Origin of the sequence: Variovorax sp. EL159 (assembly GCF_900100965.1) — a bacterium.
In the GTDB taxonomy this organism is placed as follows: Bacteria; Pseudomonadota; Gammaproteobacteria; order Burkholderiales; family Burkholderiaceae_C; genus Variovorax.
In genome coordinates, this window is record NZ_FMUJ01000003.1 from 501,998 (window position 1) to 516,768 (window position 14,771).

A 14,771-nucleotide genomic window follows, 5' to 3' on the forward strand; every position below is an offset into this window, starting at 1 on the left:
CGCCCCGAGCGCGCCTTCCGGCCGTGATCGAAGCAGCCAAGATCGACGTGGCGACGCTGCGCGAAGCCTATCGCGCGAAGAAGCTCGCCCTCTTCGACACCCTGCGCTTTGCGCGCGCCCCCACCCGCAGCGTGCACACGGTGCTGCGCCAGCTCTCGGCGCTGGCCGACCAGACGCTCTGCACGCTCTGGGAAGAAGCCGATTTCGGCGACTCGCTGACGCTGGCGGCCGTGGGCGGCTTCGGCCGCGGCGAGCTGTTTCCATATTCCGATGTCGACGTGCTCCTGCTGCTGCCGCCCGAAGGCCACGAGAGCGAGATCGACCCGGCCCGCATCGAGGCCTTCATCGGCCACTGCTGGGACGCGGGCCTGGAAATCGGCTCCAGCGTGCGCACGGTCGAAGAGTGCCTGGCCGAAGCCGAGAAAGACGTCACCGTCCAGACCTCGCTGCTCGAAGCCCGGCTGATCGCCGGCAACAAGAAGCTCTTTACCGCCTTTCGCCGCCGCTTCACGCGCGCCATCGATCCGCAGGCCTTCTTCGTCGCCAAGTCGCAAGAGATGCGGCACCGCCACCAGAAGTTCGACAACACGCCCTACGCGCTCGAACCCAACTGCAAGGAATCGCCCGGCGGCCTGCGCGACCTGCAGACCATCTTGTGGATGACCAAGGCCGCCGGTTTCGGCAGCCGCTGGGACGACCTTGCCAAGAACGGCCTGGCCACCTCGTTCGAGGCCCAGCAGATCAAGCGCAACGAGGCCCTGCTCTCGCTCATTCGCGCCCGGCTGCACGTGATCGCCAACCGGCGCGAAGACCGCCTGGTGTTCGACCTGCAGACCGCCGTGGCCGCGAGCTTCGGCTACGAAAGCGAATCGCAGCGCAAGTCGAGCGAGGCGCTGATGCGGCGCTATTACTGGGCCGCCAAGGCCGTGTCGCAGCTCAACCAGATCCTGCTGCTCAACATCGCCGAACGGCTGCAGCCGCAGGGCGAGCAGCCCACGCCGATCAACAAGCGCTTCTACGAGCGCGCCGGCCTGATCGAGATCGCCAGCGACGACCTGTACGAGCGCGAGCCGCATGCGGTGCTCGAAACTTTCCTGCTCTACCAGAAGACCATCGGCGTGAAGGGCCTGTCGGCGCGCACGCTGCGCGCGCTGTACAACGCGCGCCACGTGATGGACAGCAAGTTCCGCAACGACCCGGTCAACCACGAAACCTTCATGCGGATCCTGATGCAGCCCTACGGCATCACGCATGCCTTCCGGCTGATGAACCAGACCTCGGTGCTGGGGCGCTACCTGCGCGTGTTCCGCAGCATCGTGGGGCAGATGCAGCACGACCTGTTCCACGTGTACACGGTCGACCAGCACATCCTGATGGTGCTGCGCAACGTGCGCCGCTTCTTCATTGCCGAGCACGCGCACGAATACCCGTTCTGCTCGCAGCTCGCGGCCGGCTGGGACAAGCCGTGGATCCTTTATGTCGCGGCGCTGTTCCACGACATCGCCAAGGGCCGCGGCGGCGACCATTCGACGCTCGGCGCACGCGACGTGCAGCGCTTCTGCAAGCAGCACGGCATTGCGCGCGAAGACGCGAAGCTCATCGAGTTCCTCGTCGCCGAGCACCTGGTGATGAGCCAAGTCGCGCAGAAGCAGGACCTGAGCGACCCCGAGGTGATTGGCGCCTTCGCCAAGCGCGTGGGCAACGAGCGCTATCTCACCGCGCTGTACCTGCTGACGGTTGCCGACATCCGCGGCACCTCGCCGCGCGTGTGGAATGCCTGGAAGGGCAAGCTGCTCGAAGACCTGTACCGCTTCACCCTGCGTGCACTCGGCGGGCGCATGCCCGACCCGGACGCCGAGGTCGAGTCGCGCAAGCGCGAGGCGCTGGTGCTGCTCGCCCTGCACGCCCAGCGCTTCGAGGCGCACAAGGCCTTGTGGGACACGCTCGACGTCGGCTACTTCATGCGCCACGACGCCACCGAGATCGCCTGGCACGCCAAGCAGCTCTCGCGCTTCGTGCCGCCCAAGAACGTGCCCATCGACCCGAAGGCGCCGCCCATCGTGCGCGCGCACCTGTCGCCGGTGGGCGAAGGGCTGCAGGTGGTCGTCTACACGCCCGACCAGCCCGATCTGTTCGCGCGCATCTGCGGCTACTTCGACCAGTCGTCCTTCAGCATCCTCGATGCCAAGGTGCACACCACGAGCAACGGCTACGCGCTCGACACCTTCCAGGTCGTGACCACCTTCCTGCCCGACCACTACCGCGACCTCATCAGCATGGTCGAGTCGGGCCTGGCGCAGACGCTCACCGAGGCCGGCGCCCTGCCCGCGCCCAGCATGGGCCGAGTGTCGCGCCGGGTGCGCAGCTTTCCGATCAAGCCGCGCATCAGCCTCGTGCCCGACGACAAGGCGCAGCGCTGGGTGCTCAGCATCTCGGCCAGCGACCGCGCGGGCCTGCTGTACTCGGTAGCCCGCGTGCTTGCGCGCCATCACCTGAACCTGCAGCTCGCCAAGGTCACGACGCTGGGCGAGCGCGTGGAAGACAGCTTCCTCATCAGCGGCCCCGAACTGCAGGGCCAGAAGACGCAGCTGGCCATCGAAACCGACCTGATGGAAGCCCTGGCCTCCTGAGCAACCGATTCCCGAGTGGCGCCGCGGGTCATGCAGCCCATCGCCACGCCAGGCCGACGTTTCGGACCATCGCCTTCAGAATGCCGACATGGACACTTTGATCGAACAGCTTTCCGACTCGGTCTCTTCGGCAAAGACGCTGGAAGACCTCACGCGTCCGATGCTCGAGATGCTCGAAGTGGTGACCGGCCTCGAATCGACCTACCTCACGACCATCGACCTCGACAAGGGCCTGCAGCACATTCTTTTTGCGCGCAACGCCAGGCAGCTGACCATTCCCGAAGGGCTGTCGGTGCCCTGGTCCGACACGCTGTGCCGGCGCGCGCTCGAAGAAGGCCGCACCTACACCGACGACGTCGCGAATTGCTGGGGCGACTCCGACGCGGCGCGGCAGCTCGGCATCCAGACCTATGTGAGCACGCCCGTGAAAACCGACAGCGGCGGCCTCTTCGGCACGCTGTGCGCGGCCAGCGCGGTGCGCCTTCCGCTGTCGTCGCGCGCGGAATCGGTGCTCCAGCTTTTCGCGCGGCTGATCGGCCAGCAGGTCGAGCGCGAGCTGCTGTTCGTCAAGCTCAAGAAGGCCAACACCGAGCTGGCCGCCTATGCATCGACCGACGCCCTCACCGGCCTGGCCAACCGCCGCTCGCTCATCGAGGCGCTGCGCCGCATGCTCGCGCAGGGTGCGCAAGACGGTCATTGGGTGCTGGTCGGCTTCATCGACCTCGACGGTTTCAAGCAAATCAACGACGCGCACGGCCACGATGCCGGCGACGAATTCCTGGCCGCGATGGCCGCGCGGCTTTCGACCTCGCTGCGCGCGAACGACATGCTCGCGCGCTTCGGCGGCGACGAGTTCGTGGTGATCGGCCCCGGGCCGGCGCTGGGCGAAGCGCCCACCGGCGCGGCACGGGCGCTCGAAGCGCGCGTGGCCGCCAGCACGGTCAGCGAGCTGAAGCTGCACCGGGCGACGGTGCGCTACGAAGGGGCCAGCGTCGGCGTGGTGGCCGTCGACCCGCGTGCCGCCTCCGCCGAGGAAGCCCTGCGAAAGGCGGACGACGCCATGTACGAGGTCAAGCGCAGCCGCCGCGCGGCCGCCAGGGAAACGTCGTCCGTCTGAATGAAAACCGACTGGCTGGCTCGCCTCGAAAGCGCCCTGGGTTCGCTCAAGGCACGAATCACGATGGGCGGGATCCTGGGGCTGGTGCTCGGCATCGGGCTGATCACCACCGTGCTGGTGGGCCGGACAGAGCACGACCTTCTTGAATCGCAGCGCCAGCGCGAGCTGAGCGAATCGGTGCGCACCGCCGCGCTGCTGGGCCACAACGTGATCCAGTTGCAGCGGGTGCTCGAATCCGTGACGGCGATGCTCGACGAACCCACGCTGCACGACCCGGCCGCGCTGAAGGCGTTCATGCAGAACAAGCCGGTGATGCGGAACTTCTTCGCCACCGTCTACGTGGCAACGCCCGATGGGCAGGTGCGCATCGTGGCCGACGAAAAGGGCCTGTCATGGCCCACGCTGAACATCCGCGACCGCCAGTATTTCGGCCTCACGCTGGCCGAGGGCCGGCCCACGGTGTCCACCGCGCTGCGCGGGTCGATCAGCGGCGAGCCCATCGTGGCCTTCACGCAGCCGGTGCGCAATGCCAACGGCATCTATGGCGTGCTCGGCGGCACGCTGCGGCTGTCCAGCCGCGACCTGCTCGACGGACTGGTCGACGCGCAGGAAAGCGACGCCAGCTCGCTCATCGTCGTCACCGACACGCAGGGCCTCGTGCTAGCCCACCCCGACCGCAAGAAGCTCCTGCATTCGATCTCCGACGAGCCACGGCTGGCGCAGGCCTTCAAGGCCTGGCAGGCCAGCGGCGCGCCGATCGAGCCCCAGGGGGTTCTGCTGCCGCAGGCGCACGAGATCGTCAGCGCCGCCGGCGTGCCCGGGCCCGACTGGATCGTGTGGCGCGAGCGCTCCGAAGCCGAGGTGCTGGCGCCCGTCAAGGCCGCGCGCGAGCAGGCGATGGTGTGGGCCGGCAGCCTTGTCGCCGTGCTGTCGGCCGGGCTCTTCCTGATCCTGTGGTGGCTGCTGCAACCGCTGACGCTGCTGGAGCGCCGCGCGCAGCACATGTTCGACAGCGGCATGAAGGCCGAAGACGGCTGGCCCAACGCCGACGGCGAGATCGGCAATCTGGGCAAGGTGCTGCGCCAGGTCGGCATCCAGCGCGCCGGGCTGGAACAGCTCAACAGCGAAATGATCAGCAAGCTGCGCTCGGTGATGCGCGCGGCGCCCATCGGCATCGCCTTCGTTCGCGACCGCCGCTTCGAGCTGGTGAGCGACGAGCTGTGCCGGATGCTCGCCTATACGGCCGACGACCTGCTGGGCCAGCCGGTCGACCTGATCGTCGTACCACCCGAAAACGACCAGCCCGACCTTGCCTCCCTCGAGAAAGAGGCCTTTGCCAGCGGCAACTCGTACGTGGGCGAACGGCGCATGCGGCGCGGCGACGCCTCCCGCTTCTGGGCCCGGCTGCGCAGCCGGCCGGTCGATGCGGCACAGACCGATCTTGGCTCGATCTGGACGCTGGTCAACATCGAAGAGCAACGCAACGCCCGTCGCGCGCTCGAATGGTCGGCCGCCCATGACGGCCTGACGGGGCTGGCCAACCGCCAGCGCTTCGACCAGCAGGCGCAACGGCTGATCGGCGCCCGGCCCGGCTCGCTGCCCGCGGCGCTGGTGTTCATCGACCTGGACCACTTCAAGGCGGTCAACGACACCGCCGGCCATCTCTCGGGCGACGCGATGCTGCGCGCGGCGGCCGCGGCCATCATGTCGCGCGTGCGCTCCGGCGACCTGGCCGCGCGCATCGGCGGCGACGAGTTCGCGTTGTTGCTCGAACAGTGCAGCCACGAGGCGGCGGTGGGCGTGGCGGAAGACATCGTGGCCTCGATTTCGGCCATCGCGCTGCCCTGGCTGTCGGGCAGCCTGCAGGTCGGCGCCAGCATCGGCGTGGCCAGCCTCACGCCCGAAATCGACTCCGTCGATGCCTGGGTCGAAGCCGCCGATGCCGCGTGCTACGCCGCGAAGGCCGCCGGCCGTGGCGTGGTGCGCGTGGGCCGCTAGCAACCCGCTTCCGACGCTGGCGAGCCACAGGGCATTTCCCCACGCGGGGGACACGTTACGATGCGTGTCAAGCAAGACACAATCTGTTTACGTTTTCAATCCGCCGCACCGGGGCTTTGCCGCGCAGAGCCCGAGCCAGCCCCAACAGGAGATCGATCTCATGTCATCGACCGAAGTCGTCATGCCCGAGCAATTGCTGAAGGAGCTCGACGCGCAGAGCCGCATGCCGATCGCGCGGATCGGCGAGGCACTGGCAGCGCTGGGCATGATCACCGAAGACCAGCTGCACGCCGGGCTGGCCCAGCAGAAGAAAGAGCCCCACGTGCCGCTGGGCGAAACGCTGGTGCGCATGGGCGTCGTGAGCCGGGGCCAGCTCCAGACCGCGCTGGTGCGAAAGATGGGCTACCCCCTGGTAAACCTGCACATGTTTCCGGCGACGACGGAAGCCCTGCGCAAGATCAACCACGCCGTTGCCCGGCGCCTGCAGGTCATGCCGCTGATGGTGCACGAGGGGCGCCTCATCCTTGCGCTCGAAGACCTGTCCGACCGGCATTCGGTCATCGACGAGGTGGAGTTCATCGCGCAGATGAAGGTCGTTCCGGTGCTGGGCAAATGCCTCGACCTGGACAGCATGCTGCAGCGCACGTACGAGAAAGCCGGCGAGCTGGCGACCGGCTTTTCGTTCGGCATCGATCCGGCGCAGCCCATCGAGTTCGACATGGCCGGCACCGGCGAGCTGCTGCAGACGCTCGAGAAGGAAGAGCTGTCGCTCGCCAGCACCGAGGCAGCACCGGTCGAGCAATCGGACAACTCGCTGGTGCGGATGATCAACAGCATGATCCTCGAGGCGCATCGCGAGGGCGCGTCGGACATCCACATCGAGAGCTATCCGGGGCAGGAAAAGACCCGCATCCGGTTCCGCCGCGATGGCCGGCTCTACACCTACCTGGAGCTGCCGCCCAGCTACCGCAACGAGATCGTCGCGCGCGTGAAGATCATGTGCGACCTGGACATCAGCGAAAAGCGCAAGCCGCAGGACGGAAAGATCAACTTCGCCAAGTTCTCGCCGCAGCATCGCATCGAGCTGCGGGTGGCGACCATTCCCACCAGCGGTGGCCTCGAAGACGTGGTGATGCGCATCCTGGCCTCGGCCAAGCCCATTCCCATGAGCGAGCTGGGCCTGTCGGAGCGCAACCTCACGCAGCTGGCGCAGGCCGTGGAACGCCCCTATGGAATGGTGCTGTGCGTCGGCCCCACGGGCTCGGGCAAAACCACCACCCTGCACTCGGCGCTGATGCACATCAACACGCCCGAGCGAAAGATCTGGACCGCGGAAGACCCCATCGAAATCACGCAGACCGGCTTGCGGCAGGTGCAGGTCAACCCGCGCATCGACTGGACCTTTGCCAAGGCGCTGCGCGCCTTCGTGCGCGCCGACCCCGACGTGATCATGGTCGGCGAAATCCGCGACGAGGAAACCGCGAAAACGGCCATCGAAGCCTCGCTGACCGGCCACCTCGTGCTGTCGACCCTGCACACCAACAGCGCCCCCGAAACCGTGACCCGGCTGCTGGACATGGGCATGGACCCCTTCAACTTCGCGGACTCGCTGCTGGCGGTGCTGGCCCAGCGGCTGGTGCGCCGCCTGTGCAGCCACTGCGTCAGCAGCAGCCCCGCCAGCCCGGAACAGGCCGAGGAACTGCTGGCCAACTACATGCACCCCTTCGGCTCGCACGACACCCCGAAGGAACGCGAAACCGTGCGCGGCGACTGGCTGCGCCGCTACGGCCGCGACGGGCAGTTGCAGGTCTACAGGAGCATGGGATGCAAGCACTGCAACGACACCGGCTTCAAGGGCCGCGTCGGCATCCATGAACTGATGGTGATGTCGAAGGGCCTGCGCCGGCTCGTGCAGGGCGGCGCGCGCGCGGAAGAAATTCAGGAAGCCGCGCTGGGCGAAGGCATGCGTACGCTGCGGCAGGACGGCATCGAGAAGGTGCTTGCCGGCAAGACGACCTTCGATGAGATCCGCGCAACCAGCAATGTGTGAGCGGGCCTGAAGGCGGGGGCGCGATACCCCGCGCCGCAGCCGGCAATCGCCGGCTTTCAGGGCATCAGGGTCAGGCGGCCGGCGATGGTGGCAGCGCCACGCCCGCCGTCGAGCCCGTGCCCCACAGCGGCGCCCGCTCGAACTCGGCCACCCACGCCAGCACGTCCTTGGCGGCCATCGGCATCGCGATGCCGTAGCCCTGCGCCAACGTGCAGCCCATGGCGAGCAGTGCTTCGCCCTGCCCCAGCGTTTCCACGCCCTCGGCCACGGCCGTGAGCCCGAGCGCCTGCAGCAGCGCAAGGATGCCCTGCACGATCGCGCGGTCTTGGGCGTTGTCGAGCATGCCGCGCACGAAGGACTGGTCGATCTTCACCGCCGACACCGGCAGTTGCCGCAGGTAGGTCAGCGACGAATAGCCGGTGCCGAAGTCGTCGATGGTCACGCCCACGCCGAGCGCCTTGCAGGCCTCGACGAAGAGCGCCACGTTCGCAAACTGGCTGATGGCGGTGGTTTCGAGGATCTCCAGCTCCAGCATGCCGGCACCGAGGTTCGGAAACTGCGACAGGTGGCGCGACAGCCGGTCGACGAAGTCCCACCGCATCATGTGGCGCGGCGCCACGTTCACGCTGACCGAAATCTGAAGGCCGGCCAGGCGCCACTGGTGCGCCTGCCAGAGCGCCGTGCCGATGGCCCAGTCGCCGATCTGCTCGACCAGCACGTCGTCTTCGATCAGCGGCACGAACTGCACGGGCGGCAGCAGGCCGCGCTCGGGGTGCTGCCAGCGGATCAGCGCCTCGACGCCGACCACCACGCCGCGCTGCATGTCGACCTTGGGCTGGTAGACGAGGAAGAACTCGTCGCGCACCAGCCCTTCTTGAATGCGCTGGCGCTCGCGCACCACCTGCTCGTCGGCGCGGGCCTGCGGGGCGTCGAAGTAATGGACCTTGCCGTCCGAAGCGCGCTTGGCAAAGAAGGCCGCGTGCTGCGCCTGGCGCAAGGCGGTTTCGGGTGGCGGACCGTTGCTGTCGAGCAGCATGGCGCCGATGCTGGCGTCGAGGCTGATGGTCTGGTCGCGCCAGGTCCAGGGCACGGCCAGCGCGGCCTGGATGCTTTCGAGCACCTGCGCGCATTGCGAGGTGCCCAGGCCGGCGAACACGGCGGCAAATTCGTCGCCGCCGACGCGGGCCATCACGCTTTCGCGCGGCAGCTGGGCCTGGATGCGCCGGGCCACCTCTTCCAGCGCGGCATTGCCGGCCACCATGCCCAGGCGATCGTTGAGATCGCGGAAACGGTCGATGTCGAGGTAGCACACGGCGGCCAGGCGCTTGCCTGAGCGGGCCCAGTCGGCCATCAAGGGGCGCAGCACCTCATCCGGCGGGAGGCGTGCCGAGCCGTCGTGATGCGACGGGAGTGAGACGACGGGTTGCTTGGACGACAAGAAAGAGAGGCTCCGAAAAGGCGCGGACTATTGTTCTCCCAATTCGGGGCTTTCCACGGTTTGCAACGCAGATTTGTTACCAGCGCGGTTTACGCACAACACTTGAACGCGGAAAGCAGTACGAACGGTGGCGATCAGCCGCAGTACGCCCCCACGATGCGGCCCGTGGGCTCGACCTGGACATTGAGCCGCGTCGTGTCCTGCACCGGGTCCGTGGGGTCGGTCGCCAGCACGGTGCGGCCCAGCCGGGCGCCGGCGCGCTGGCGCATTTCTTCCAGCAATGGCGCGGTCACGCGCAGCCCCAGCCCGAAGCGCACGGCGGCGGCCTGGCAGGTTTCGGGCGGCGACGCAAAACTGGGCGGCTCGGGCACCTCGGAGGTCAGCGGCCGGTCCTTGGGCGGCGCCTGGCAGCCGGCCAGCACAAAGGCCAGGGCCAGAAAGCAGATTCGTCCTCGACCATTCGTCACGCGCATTTTTTGCTCCTTGAAACTGGTGGGAGCTTATCCAAGGTTTCGCCTCCCGATGGCCTCGCGCCACGATCGAAGGGTATGCTGCCCACGACGCGCAGCACCGGCCCACGGCCCCATCTTCCATGACACAGCCTGCAGACACCGTTTTCCTGATCGACGTCGACAACACCCTGCTCGACAACGACCGCGTCGTGGACGACCTGCGCGCCCACCTCGAAGAAAGCTTCGGCGCCGAAAGCGCCGGCCGCTACTGGGTGGCGCTGGAGGCGCTGCGCAGCGAACTGGGCTACGTCGACTACCTGGGCGCCCTGCAGCGCTACCGCGCCGAGGAAAGCCGGCGCGGCATGAGCGACTCGCGCCTGCTGCTGATGTCGGGCTTTCTCATCGACTACCCCTTTGCCGACCGGCTGTACCCGGGCGCGCTGGCGGCGCTGCAGCATTTGCGCCGCCACGGGCCCACGGTGATCCTGTCCGACGGCGACGTGGTGTTCCAGCCGCGCAAGGTGCAGCGCTCGGGCCTGTGGGACGCCACCGAGGGCCGCGTGCTGATCTACGTGCACAAGGAGCAGATGCTCGACACCATCGCGCAATGCCACCCCGCCGCGCACTACGTGATGGTCGACGACAAGCTGCGCATCCTCTCGGCCATGAAAGCCATCTGGGGCCCGCGCCTCACCACGGTTTTCGTGCGGCAGGGCCACTACGCGCTCGACACACAGGCCATTGCCGCCTACGCGCCCGCCGACATCACCATCGAACGCATCGGCGATCTGGTCAACATCGACTTTTCTTCGACATGAGCCAAGCCACCAACCCTCTCGCGGGCCAGCCCGCACCGCTCGACCTGCTGGTCAATGTGCCCCGGCTGATCTCGGCCTACTACACGGGGCAGCCCGACCCCACCGTGCCGGCCCAGCGCGTGGCCTTCGGCACTTCGGGCCATCGCGGCTCGTCGTTCGACAACGCCTTCAACGAATGGCATGTGCTGGCGATCAGCCAGGCCATCTGCGACTACCGCAAGCAGAAAGGCATCGACGGCCCGCTGTTCCTGGGCATCGACACGCACGCGCTCTCGACGCCCGCCTTCAACAGCGCGGTCGAGGTGCTGGCGGCCAACGGCGTCGAGCTGATGCTGTCGAAGGACGACGAATACACGCCGACACCGGCCGTGTCGCACGCGATCCTGGTCTACAACCGCGGGCGCACGAGCGGGTTGGCCGACGGCATCGTCATCACGCCCTCGCACAACCCGCCCGAAAGCGGCGGCTTCAAGTACAACCCGCCCAACGGCGGCCCGGCCGGCACCGACATCACCTCCGCCGTGGAAGCCGCCGCCAACAGGATGCTGGCGACCAAGCTCGACGGCGTGAAGCGCATGCCGCTCGCGCAGGCGCTGCGCGCCGCCACCACGCACCGGCACGACTACCTGAACACCTACGTCGAAGACCTGGCGCAGGTGCTCGACATGGACGCGATTCGCGGCGTGGCGATCGACCTGGGTGTCGATCCGCTGGGCGGCGCGGGCGTGCACTACTGGCCGGCCATTGCCGAGCGCTACAAGCTCGAGCGCCTGGCCGTGCTCAACCAGGAGGTCGACCCGACCTTCCGCTTCATGTCGCTCGACTGGGACGGCCGCATCCGCATGGACCCGTCTTCGCCCGACGCGATGCACAAGCTGATCGCGCTGAAAGACCGCTTCGGCATCGCCTTTGCCTGCGACACCGACCACGACCGCCACGGCATCGTCGCGCGCAGTGCCGGGCTGATGCAGCCCAACAGCTACCTCGCGGTGATGGTCGATTACCTCTACACGCATCGCCCGCAGTGGCCGGCGCAGGCAGCTGTCGGCAAGACGGTGGTGAGCAGCCAGATGATCGACCGCGTCACCGCGCGGCTGGGCCGCAAGCTGTACGAAGTGCCTGTCGGGTTCAAGTGGTTCGTCGACGGGCTGGTCGATGGCTCGCTGGGCTTTGGCGGCGAAGAGAGCGCGGGCGCGACCTTCCTGCGGCTGGACGGCTCGACCTGGACCGCCGACAAGGACGGCCTCGTGCCCGCCCTGCTCTCCGCCGAGATCGCCGCGCGCACCGGGCGCGACCCCGGCGAGCGCTATGCCGAACTGACGCAGGCGCTGGGCAAGCCCGTGTCCGACCGCGTGGATGCGGCGGCCACGGTCGAGCAGAAGAAGCGGCTGTCGAGCCTGTCGCCGGAGCAGATCCGTTCGACCGACCTGGCGGGCGAGAAGATCGTCAACGTGCTGAGCCATGCGCCGGGCAACGGTGCGGCCATCGGTGGCGTGAAGGTCATGACCGAGAACGGCTGGTTCGCTGCGCGGCCTTCGGGCACGGAGAACATCTACAAGATCTACGGCGAGAGCTTCCTGGGCAAGGAGCATCTGGCGCGCATCCTTGAAGAAGCGCAGCACGTGGTGGATGGCGCGCTCTCTGGCGCCTGAGCGAACGCGCACGGCATGCAAACGACAGTGCTGCGACTGAACCCGGGCGACGACCTGCGGGCCGCACTCGATCTCGTGCTGAAGCAAGGCGGCGGCAAGGCCGCGTTCGTGGTGTCGGGCATCGGCAGCCTGGCCGGCGCCAGCATCCGTTTCGCGGGAGCCGAAGCGCCGGCACGGATCGAAGGCGCATTGGAAATCCTCACGCTCGCGGGCTCGCTGTCGCCGGACGGCTCGCACCTGCACATCAGCGTGTCCGATGCCGAGGGGCGCGTCTTCGGCGGCCATGCGGCGCCGGGGTGCGTGGTGCGCACCACGGCCGAGATCCTCATCGCGCAGTTGCCCGACTGGCAGTTCTCGCGCGAAACGGATGCCGCGACCGGCTATGCCGAACTGGTACCGCGCCGCCTGACCTGAGCCCCGCGTTGCGCCGCCTTCAGTGCGGCGTGTCGTTCAGGTCGTATTTCATGATCCGGCCATGGCGCCCTTCGAGGTCGCGCTCGACGGCGTACACGTCGCCGCTGGGCGCATTGCGTTGCGACAGCACCGCATCCAGCGCGCCAAGGTCGGCCGCGTCGAGCTGCAGGTCGAGCACCTTCAGGTGGTCCGCAAGATGGTCACCGCGCCGCACCCCCACGATGACGGCCGCGACGGCCGGCTGCTGCAGCACCCAGCGCATGGCCACCGTCGGGATCGACACGCCATGCCGCTGCGCAACCCGTTGCAGCTGCACCAGCAGTTGCTGGAACAGGTCCCAGCCGCCGAAGTCGTCGATGACGAGCTTGTACTTGACCAGCGAGCGGTTCTCGAAGGTGTGGCCCGGATCGCTCTTGCCCAGCCAGCGCTCCGACAGGAAACCACCGGCCACGCTGCCGTAGCACAGCAGCTTCATGCCCGACTGCGCGCAGTACGGCGTCATAAGCGGCAAGGGCCGCTGGTCGAGCAGCGAGTACTGCACCTGCATGCTGAACAAGGGCACGCCCGCCTCCGCCAGCTCCCGCGCGTGCGGCGTGTCGAAATTGGTGCCGCCCACGCGGTCGATCTTGCCGGCGCGCTGCAGCTCGGTGAGCCAGTGCGCGACTTCGAGATAGCGCGGCACGCTGTAGTCCCACCAGTGGAACTGCACGAGGTCGAGCCGCTCCATGCGCAGTCGCTTGAGCGAGCGGTCGATGATCTGCTCGACCTGGCGCTTGTCGATGGTTGGCAGGATTGCGAGGTCGGGCACGAACTTGGTGTGCACCCGCAGTTGCGAAAGGCTGTCCCGGCCATGGCGCTGCAGGTGGTCGGCGCGGAACTCGCCGATCATTTCTTCGACGCCCGTGTAGATGTCGGCGCAATCGAAGGTGGTGATGCCAGCGTTGTAGTAGGCCGCCATGTCGGCGATGGCGCTTGCGCGGTCGACATCGCCATGGCCGCCGGCCAGTTGCCAGCCGCCCTTGAGCAAACGGGAGATCGAGTAGCCGGATGCGAGTTCGATGCGGTGCTGCGAAGAAGAGGTGAGAGAAGAAGTCATGAAGGCTCGTTCGAGGGATGGACCACCGCCGTGGTGTCGGCGTGGCGAAAGGTGCGCAGCCCGATGCGGGTGATGCGAAAGCGCGACGGGCAATGCGGGTCGGGGCACGCCACTTCGGCGTCGGTGCTCATCCAGTCGTTCGCATCGGTGGGCCGCTGCTTGGCGGCCAGCAGCGGCAGCAAGGCGCCGAGCGAATAGATCGAAAAGCCCTGTCCTTCAGGCAGATGCAGCATCTCGCCGCGCAGCTCGAAGAAGTCGCCGACCTTCGCGCCGCAGTAAAGCCTGGCGCCTTCGGGGGCAACGACCTCGACGCGCAGGTCATGGAGCGTGAAACGGGTGTCGGTGGTCATCGGGGGCCTTGCGGGTTCAGGGGTTGGGTGGCGTCACCGACAGGATGATTTCGGTGGGCGCCTGCGACTGGTTCATGTAGCGGTGCGGCAGGCGCGAGTCGAACGAGATGCTCTCGCCAGCCAGCACCGGGTAATCGACGCCCGCGATCTGCGCCACCAGTGCGCCGCCGACGACGTACACGCATTCCGTCGAGGCATGGCCGCGCGGTTCGTCGGCCGACACCTGCCCCGGCTGCAGCACGGCGCGCAGCACTTCGAGCTGCCCGTTGCCGGCCGTGAGGCGTTCGTAGCCGACCTGCCCCTTGGGCGCGGTGAGCAGCGAGCGTTCGCCCGGGCGGCTGATCCACACCGAAGGTGGCGCTGGCGCGGAGAACAGCGAGGACACCGATTCGCCAAAAACGCCAGCCAGCCGGCGCATGGTGTCCAGGCTCGGGTCGGTGACCGAGCGCTCGATCTGGCTCAGCAGCGTGGCCGACACACCGGCCTGGGCGGCCAGATCGCGCAGCGACAGGCCGCGCACGGTGCGCAGCTCTTTCAGTCGTTCACCGATCATGTGGGCATCCTGGTTTTGTGCAGTGTGGCTTCATTGGATGGCGATGGTATGTGCTGTGTGGCTGCACGTCAACGGTGCGTTCACTCGAAGCCGGTGCACTGGAATATTGTCAAACCACAAGGCGACTAAGAACAAAAATAGCGGAATACCATCTTGCGCTTTCCGGCAATCCGGTTGCACACTCCGTCCAGTTTTGTGCAGTA

Annotated in this window: 12 protein-coding genes; 7 read left to right on the forward strand and 5 right to left on the reverse strand. The window is 67.5% G+C overall.

Annotated elements, in window-relative coordinates; translation table 11 throughout:
- The first annotated feature begins 23 nt into the window (after positions 1-23).
- The 4 genes from BLQ28_RS14365 to BLQ28_RS14380 all read left to right on the forward strand — a co-directional run bounded on the left by BLQ28_RS14365 (position 24) and on the right by BLQ28_RS14380 (position 7,795).
- Positions 24-2,630, forward strand: a complete 2,607-nt coding sequence (locus tag BLQ28_RS14365) for a [protein-PII] uridylyltransferase (RefSeq protein WP_093240348.1) — start codon at positions 24-26, stop codon at positions 2,628-2,630.
- A gap of 88 nt (positions 2,631-2,718) precedes the next feature.
- Positions 2,719-3,747 carry a sensor domain-containing diguanylate cyclase gene (locus tag BLQ28_RS14370; protein WP_093240350.1) on the forward strand — a complete coding sequence of 343 codons (1,029 nt, stop codon included), beginning with the start codon at positions 2,719-2,721 and terminating at the stop codon, positions 3,745-3,747.
- Positions 3,748-5,745 carry a sensor domain-containing diguanylate cyclase gene (locus BLQ28_RS14375; protein WP_093240353.1) on the forward strand — a complete coding sequence of 666 codons (1,998 nt, stop codon included), beginning with the start codon at positions 3,748-3,750 and terminating at the stop codon, positions 5,743-5,745.
- Positions 5,746-5,905: 160 nt separating this feature from the next.
- Positions 5,906-7,795: a GspE/PulE family protein gene (locus BLQ28_RS14380; protein WP_093240355.1), complete on the forward strand. Its 1,890-nt coding sequence runs from the start codon at positions 5,906-5,908 to the stop codon at positions 7,793-7,795.
- Between the two features lie 70 nt (positions 7,796-7,865).
- On the opposite strand, the gene BLQ28_RS14385 is transcribed toward BLQ28_RS14380, so the two are convergent.
- Together BLQ28_RS14385 and BLQ28_RS14390 are read right to left on the reverse strand one after the other, a co-directional pair.
- Positions 7,866-9,233 (reverse strand): putative bifunctional diguanylate cyclase/phosphodiesterase, encoded by a 1,368-nt coding sequence (locus tag BLQ28_RS14385; RefSeq protein WP_093240358.1) that lies wholly within the window; start codon positions 9,231-9,233, stop codon positions 7,866-7,868.
- A gap of 134 nt (positions 9,234-9,367) precedes the next feature.
- Positions 9,368-9,706 carry a Slp family lipoprotein gene (locus BLQ28_RS14390; RefSeq protein WP_093240360.1) on the reverse strand — a complete coding sequence of 113 codons (339 nt, stop codon included), beginning with the start codon at positions 9,704-9,706 and terminating at the stop codon, positions 9,368-9,370.
- Between the two features lie 119 nt (positions 9,707-9,825).
- On the opposite strand from BLQ28_RS14390, the gene BLQ28_RS14395 reads away from it, so the two are divergent.
- The 3 genes from BLQ28_RS14395 to BLQ28_RS14405 are packed head-to-tail and all read left to right on the forward strand — an operon-like array spanning position 9,826 to position 12,569.
- Positions 9,826-10,503, forward strand: coding sequence for an HAD family hydrolase (locus BLQ28_RS14395; RefSeq protein ID WP_093240363.1), 678 nt, complete (start codon positions 9,826-9,828; stop codon positions 10,501-10,503).
- The gene (gene pgm, locus BLQ28_RS14400) at positions 10,500-12,155 is read left to right on the forward strand and encodes a phosphoglucomutase (alpha-D-glucose-1,6-bisphosphate-dependent) (RefSeq protein WP_093240365.1); all 1,656 of its coding nucleotides are present in this window, start codon (positions 10,500-10,502) and stop codon (positions 12,153-12,155) included. The genes BLQ28_RS14395 and pgm overlap by 4 nt, the downstream gene beginning before the upstream one ends.
- A gap of 15 nt (positions 12,156-12,170) precedes the next feature.
- Positions 12,171-12,569: a PPC domain-containing DNA-binding protein gene (locus BLQ28_RS14405; protein WP_093240368.1), complete on the forward strand. Its 399-nt coding sequence runs from the start codon at positions 12,171-12,173 to the stop codon at positions 12,567-12,569.
- A 19-nt stretch (positions 12,570-12,588) separates the two neighbouring features.
- Here the strand turns inward: BLQ28_RS14405 and BLQ28_RS14410 are convergent, their stop codons facing one another.
- From BLQ28_RS14410 to BLQ28_RS14420, 3 genes are read right to left on the reverse strand one after another with little or no spacing between them, the layout of a single operon-like run.
- Complete coding sequence (locus BLQ28_RS14410) at positions 12,589-13,665, reverse strand: aldo/keto reductase (protein ID WP_093240370.1); 1,077 nt, start codon at positions 13,663-13,665, stop codon at positions 12,589-12,591.
- Complete coding sequence (locus tag BLQ28_RS14415) at positions 13,662-14,015, reverse strand: TIGR04076 family protein (RefSeq protein ID WP_093240372.1); 354 nt, start codon at positions 14,013-14,015, stop codon at positions 13,662-13,664. Before BLQ28_RS14415 ends, BLQ28_RS14410 begins: the two co-directional genes overlap by 4 nt.
- A 16-nt stretch (positions 14,016-14,031) precedes the next feature.
- Positions 14,032-14,568 carry a cupin domain-containing protein gene (locus tag BLQ28_RS14420; protein WP_093240375.1) on the reverse strand — a complete coding sequence of 179 codons (537 nt, stop codon included), beginning with the start codon at positions 14,566-14,568 and terminating at the stop codon, positions 14,032-14,034.
- Positions 14,569-14,771 lie beyond the last annotated feature (203 nt).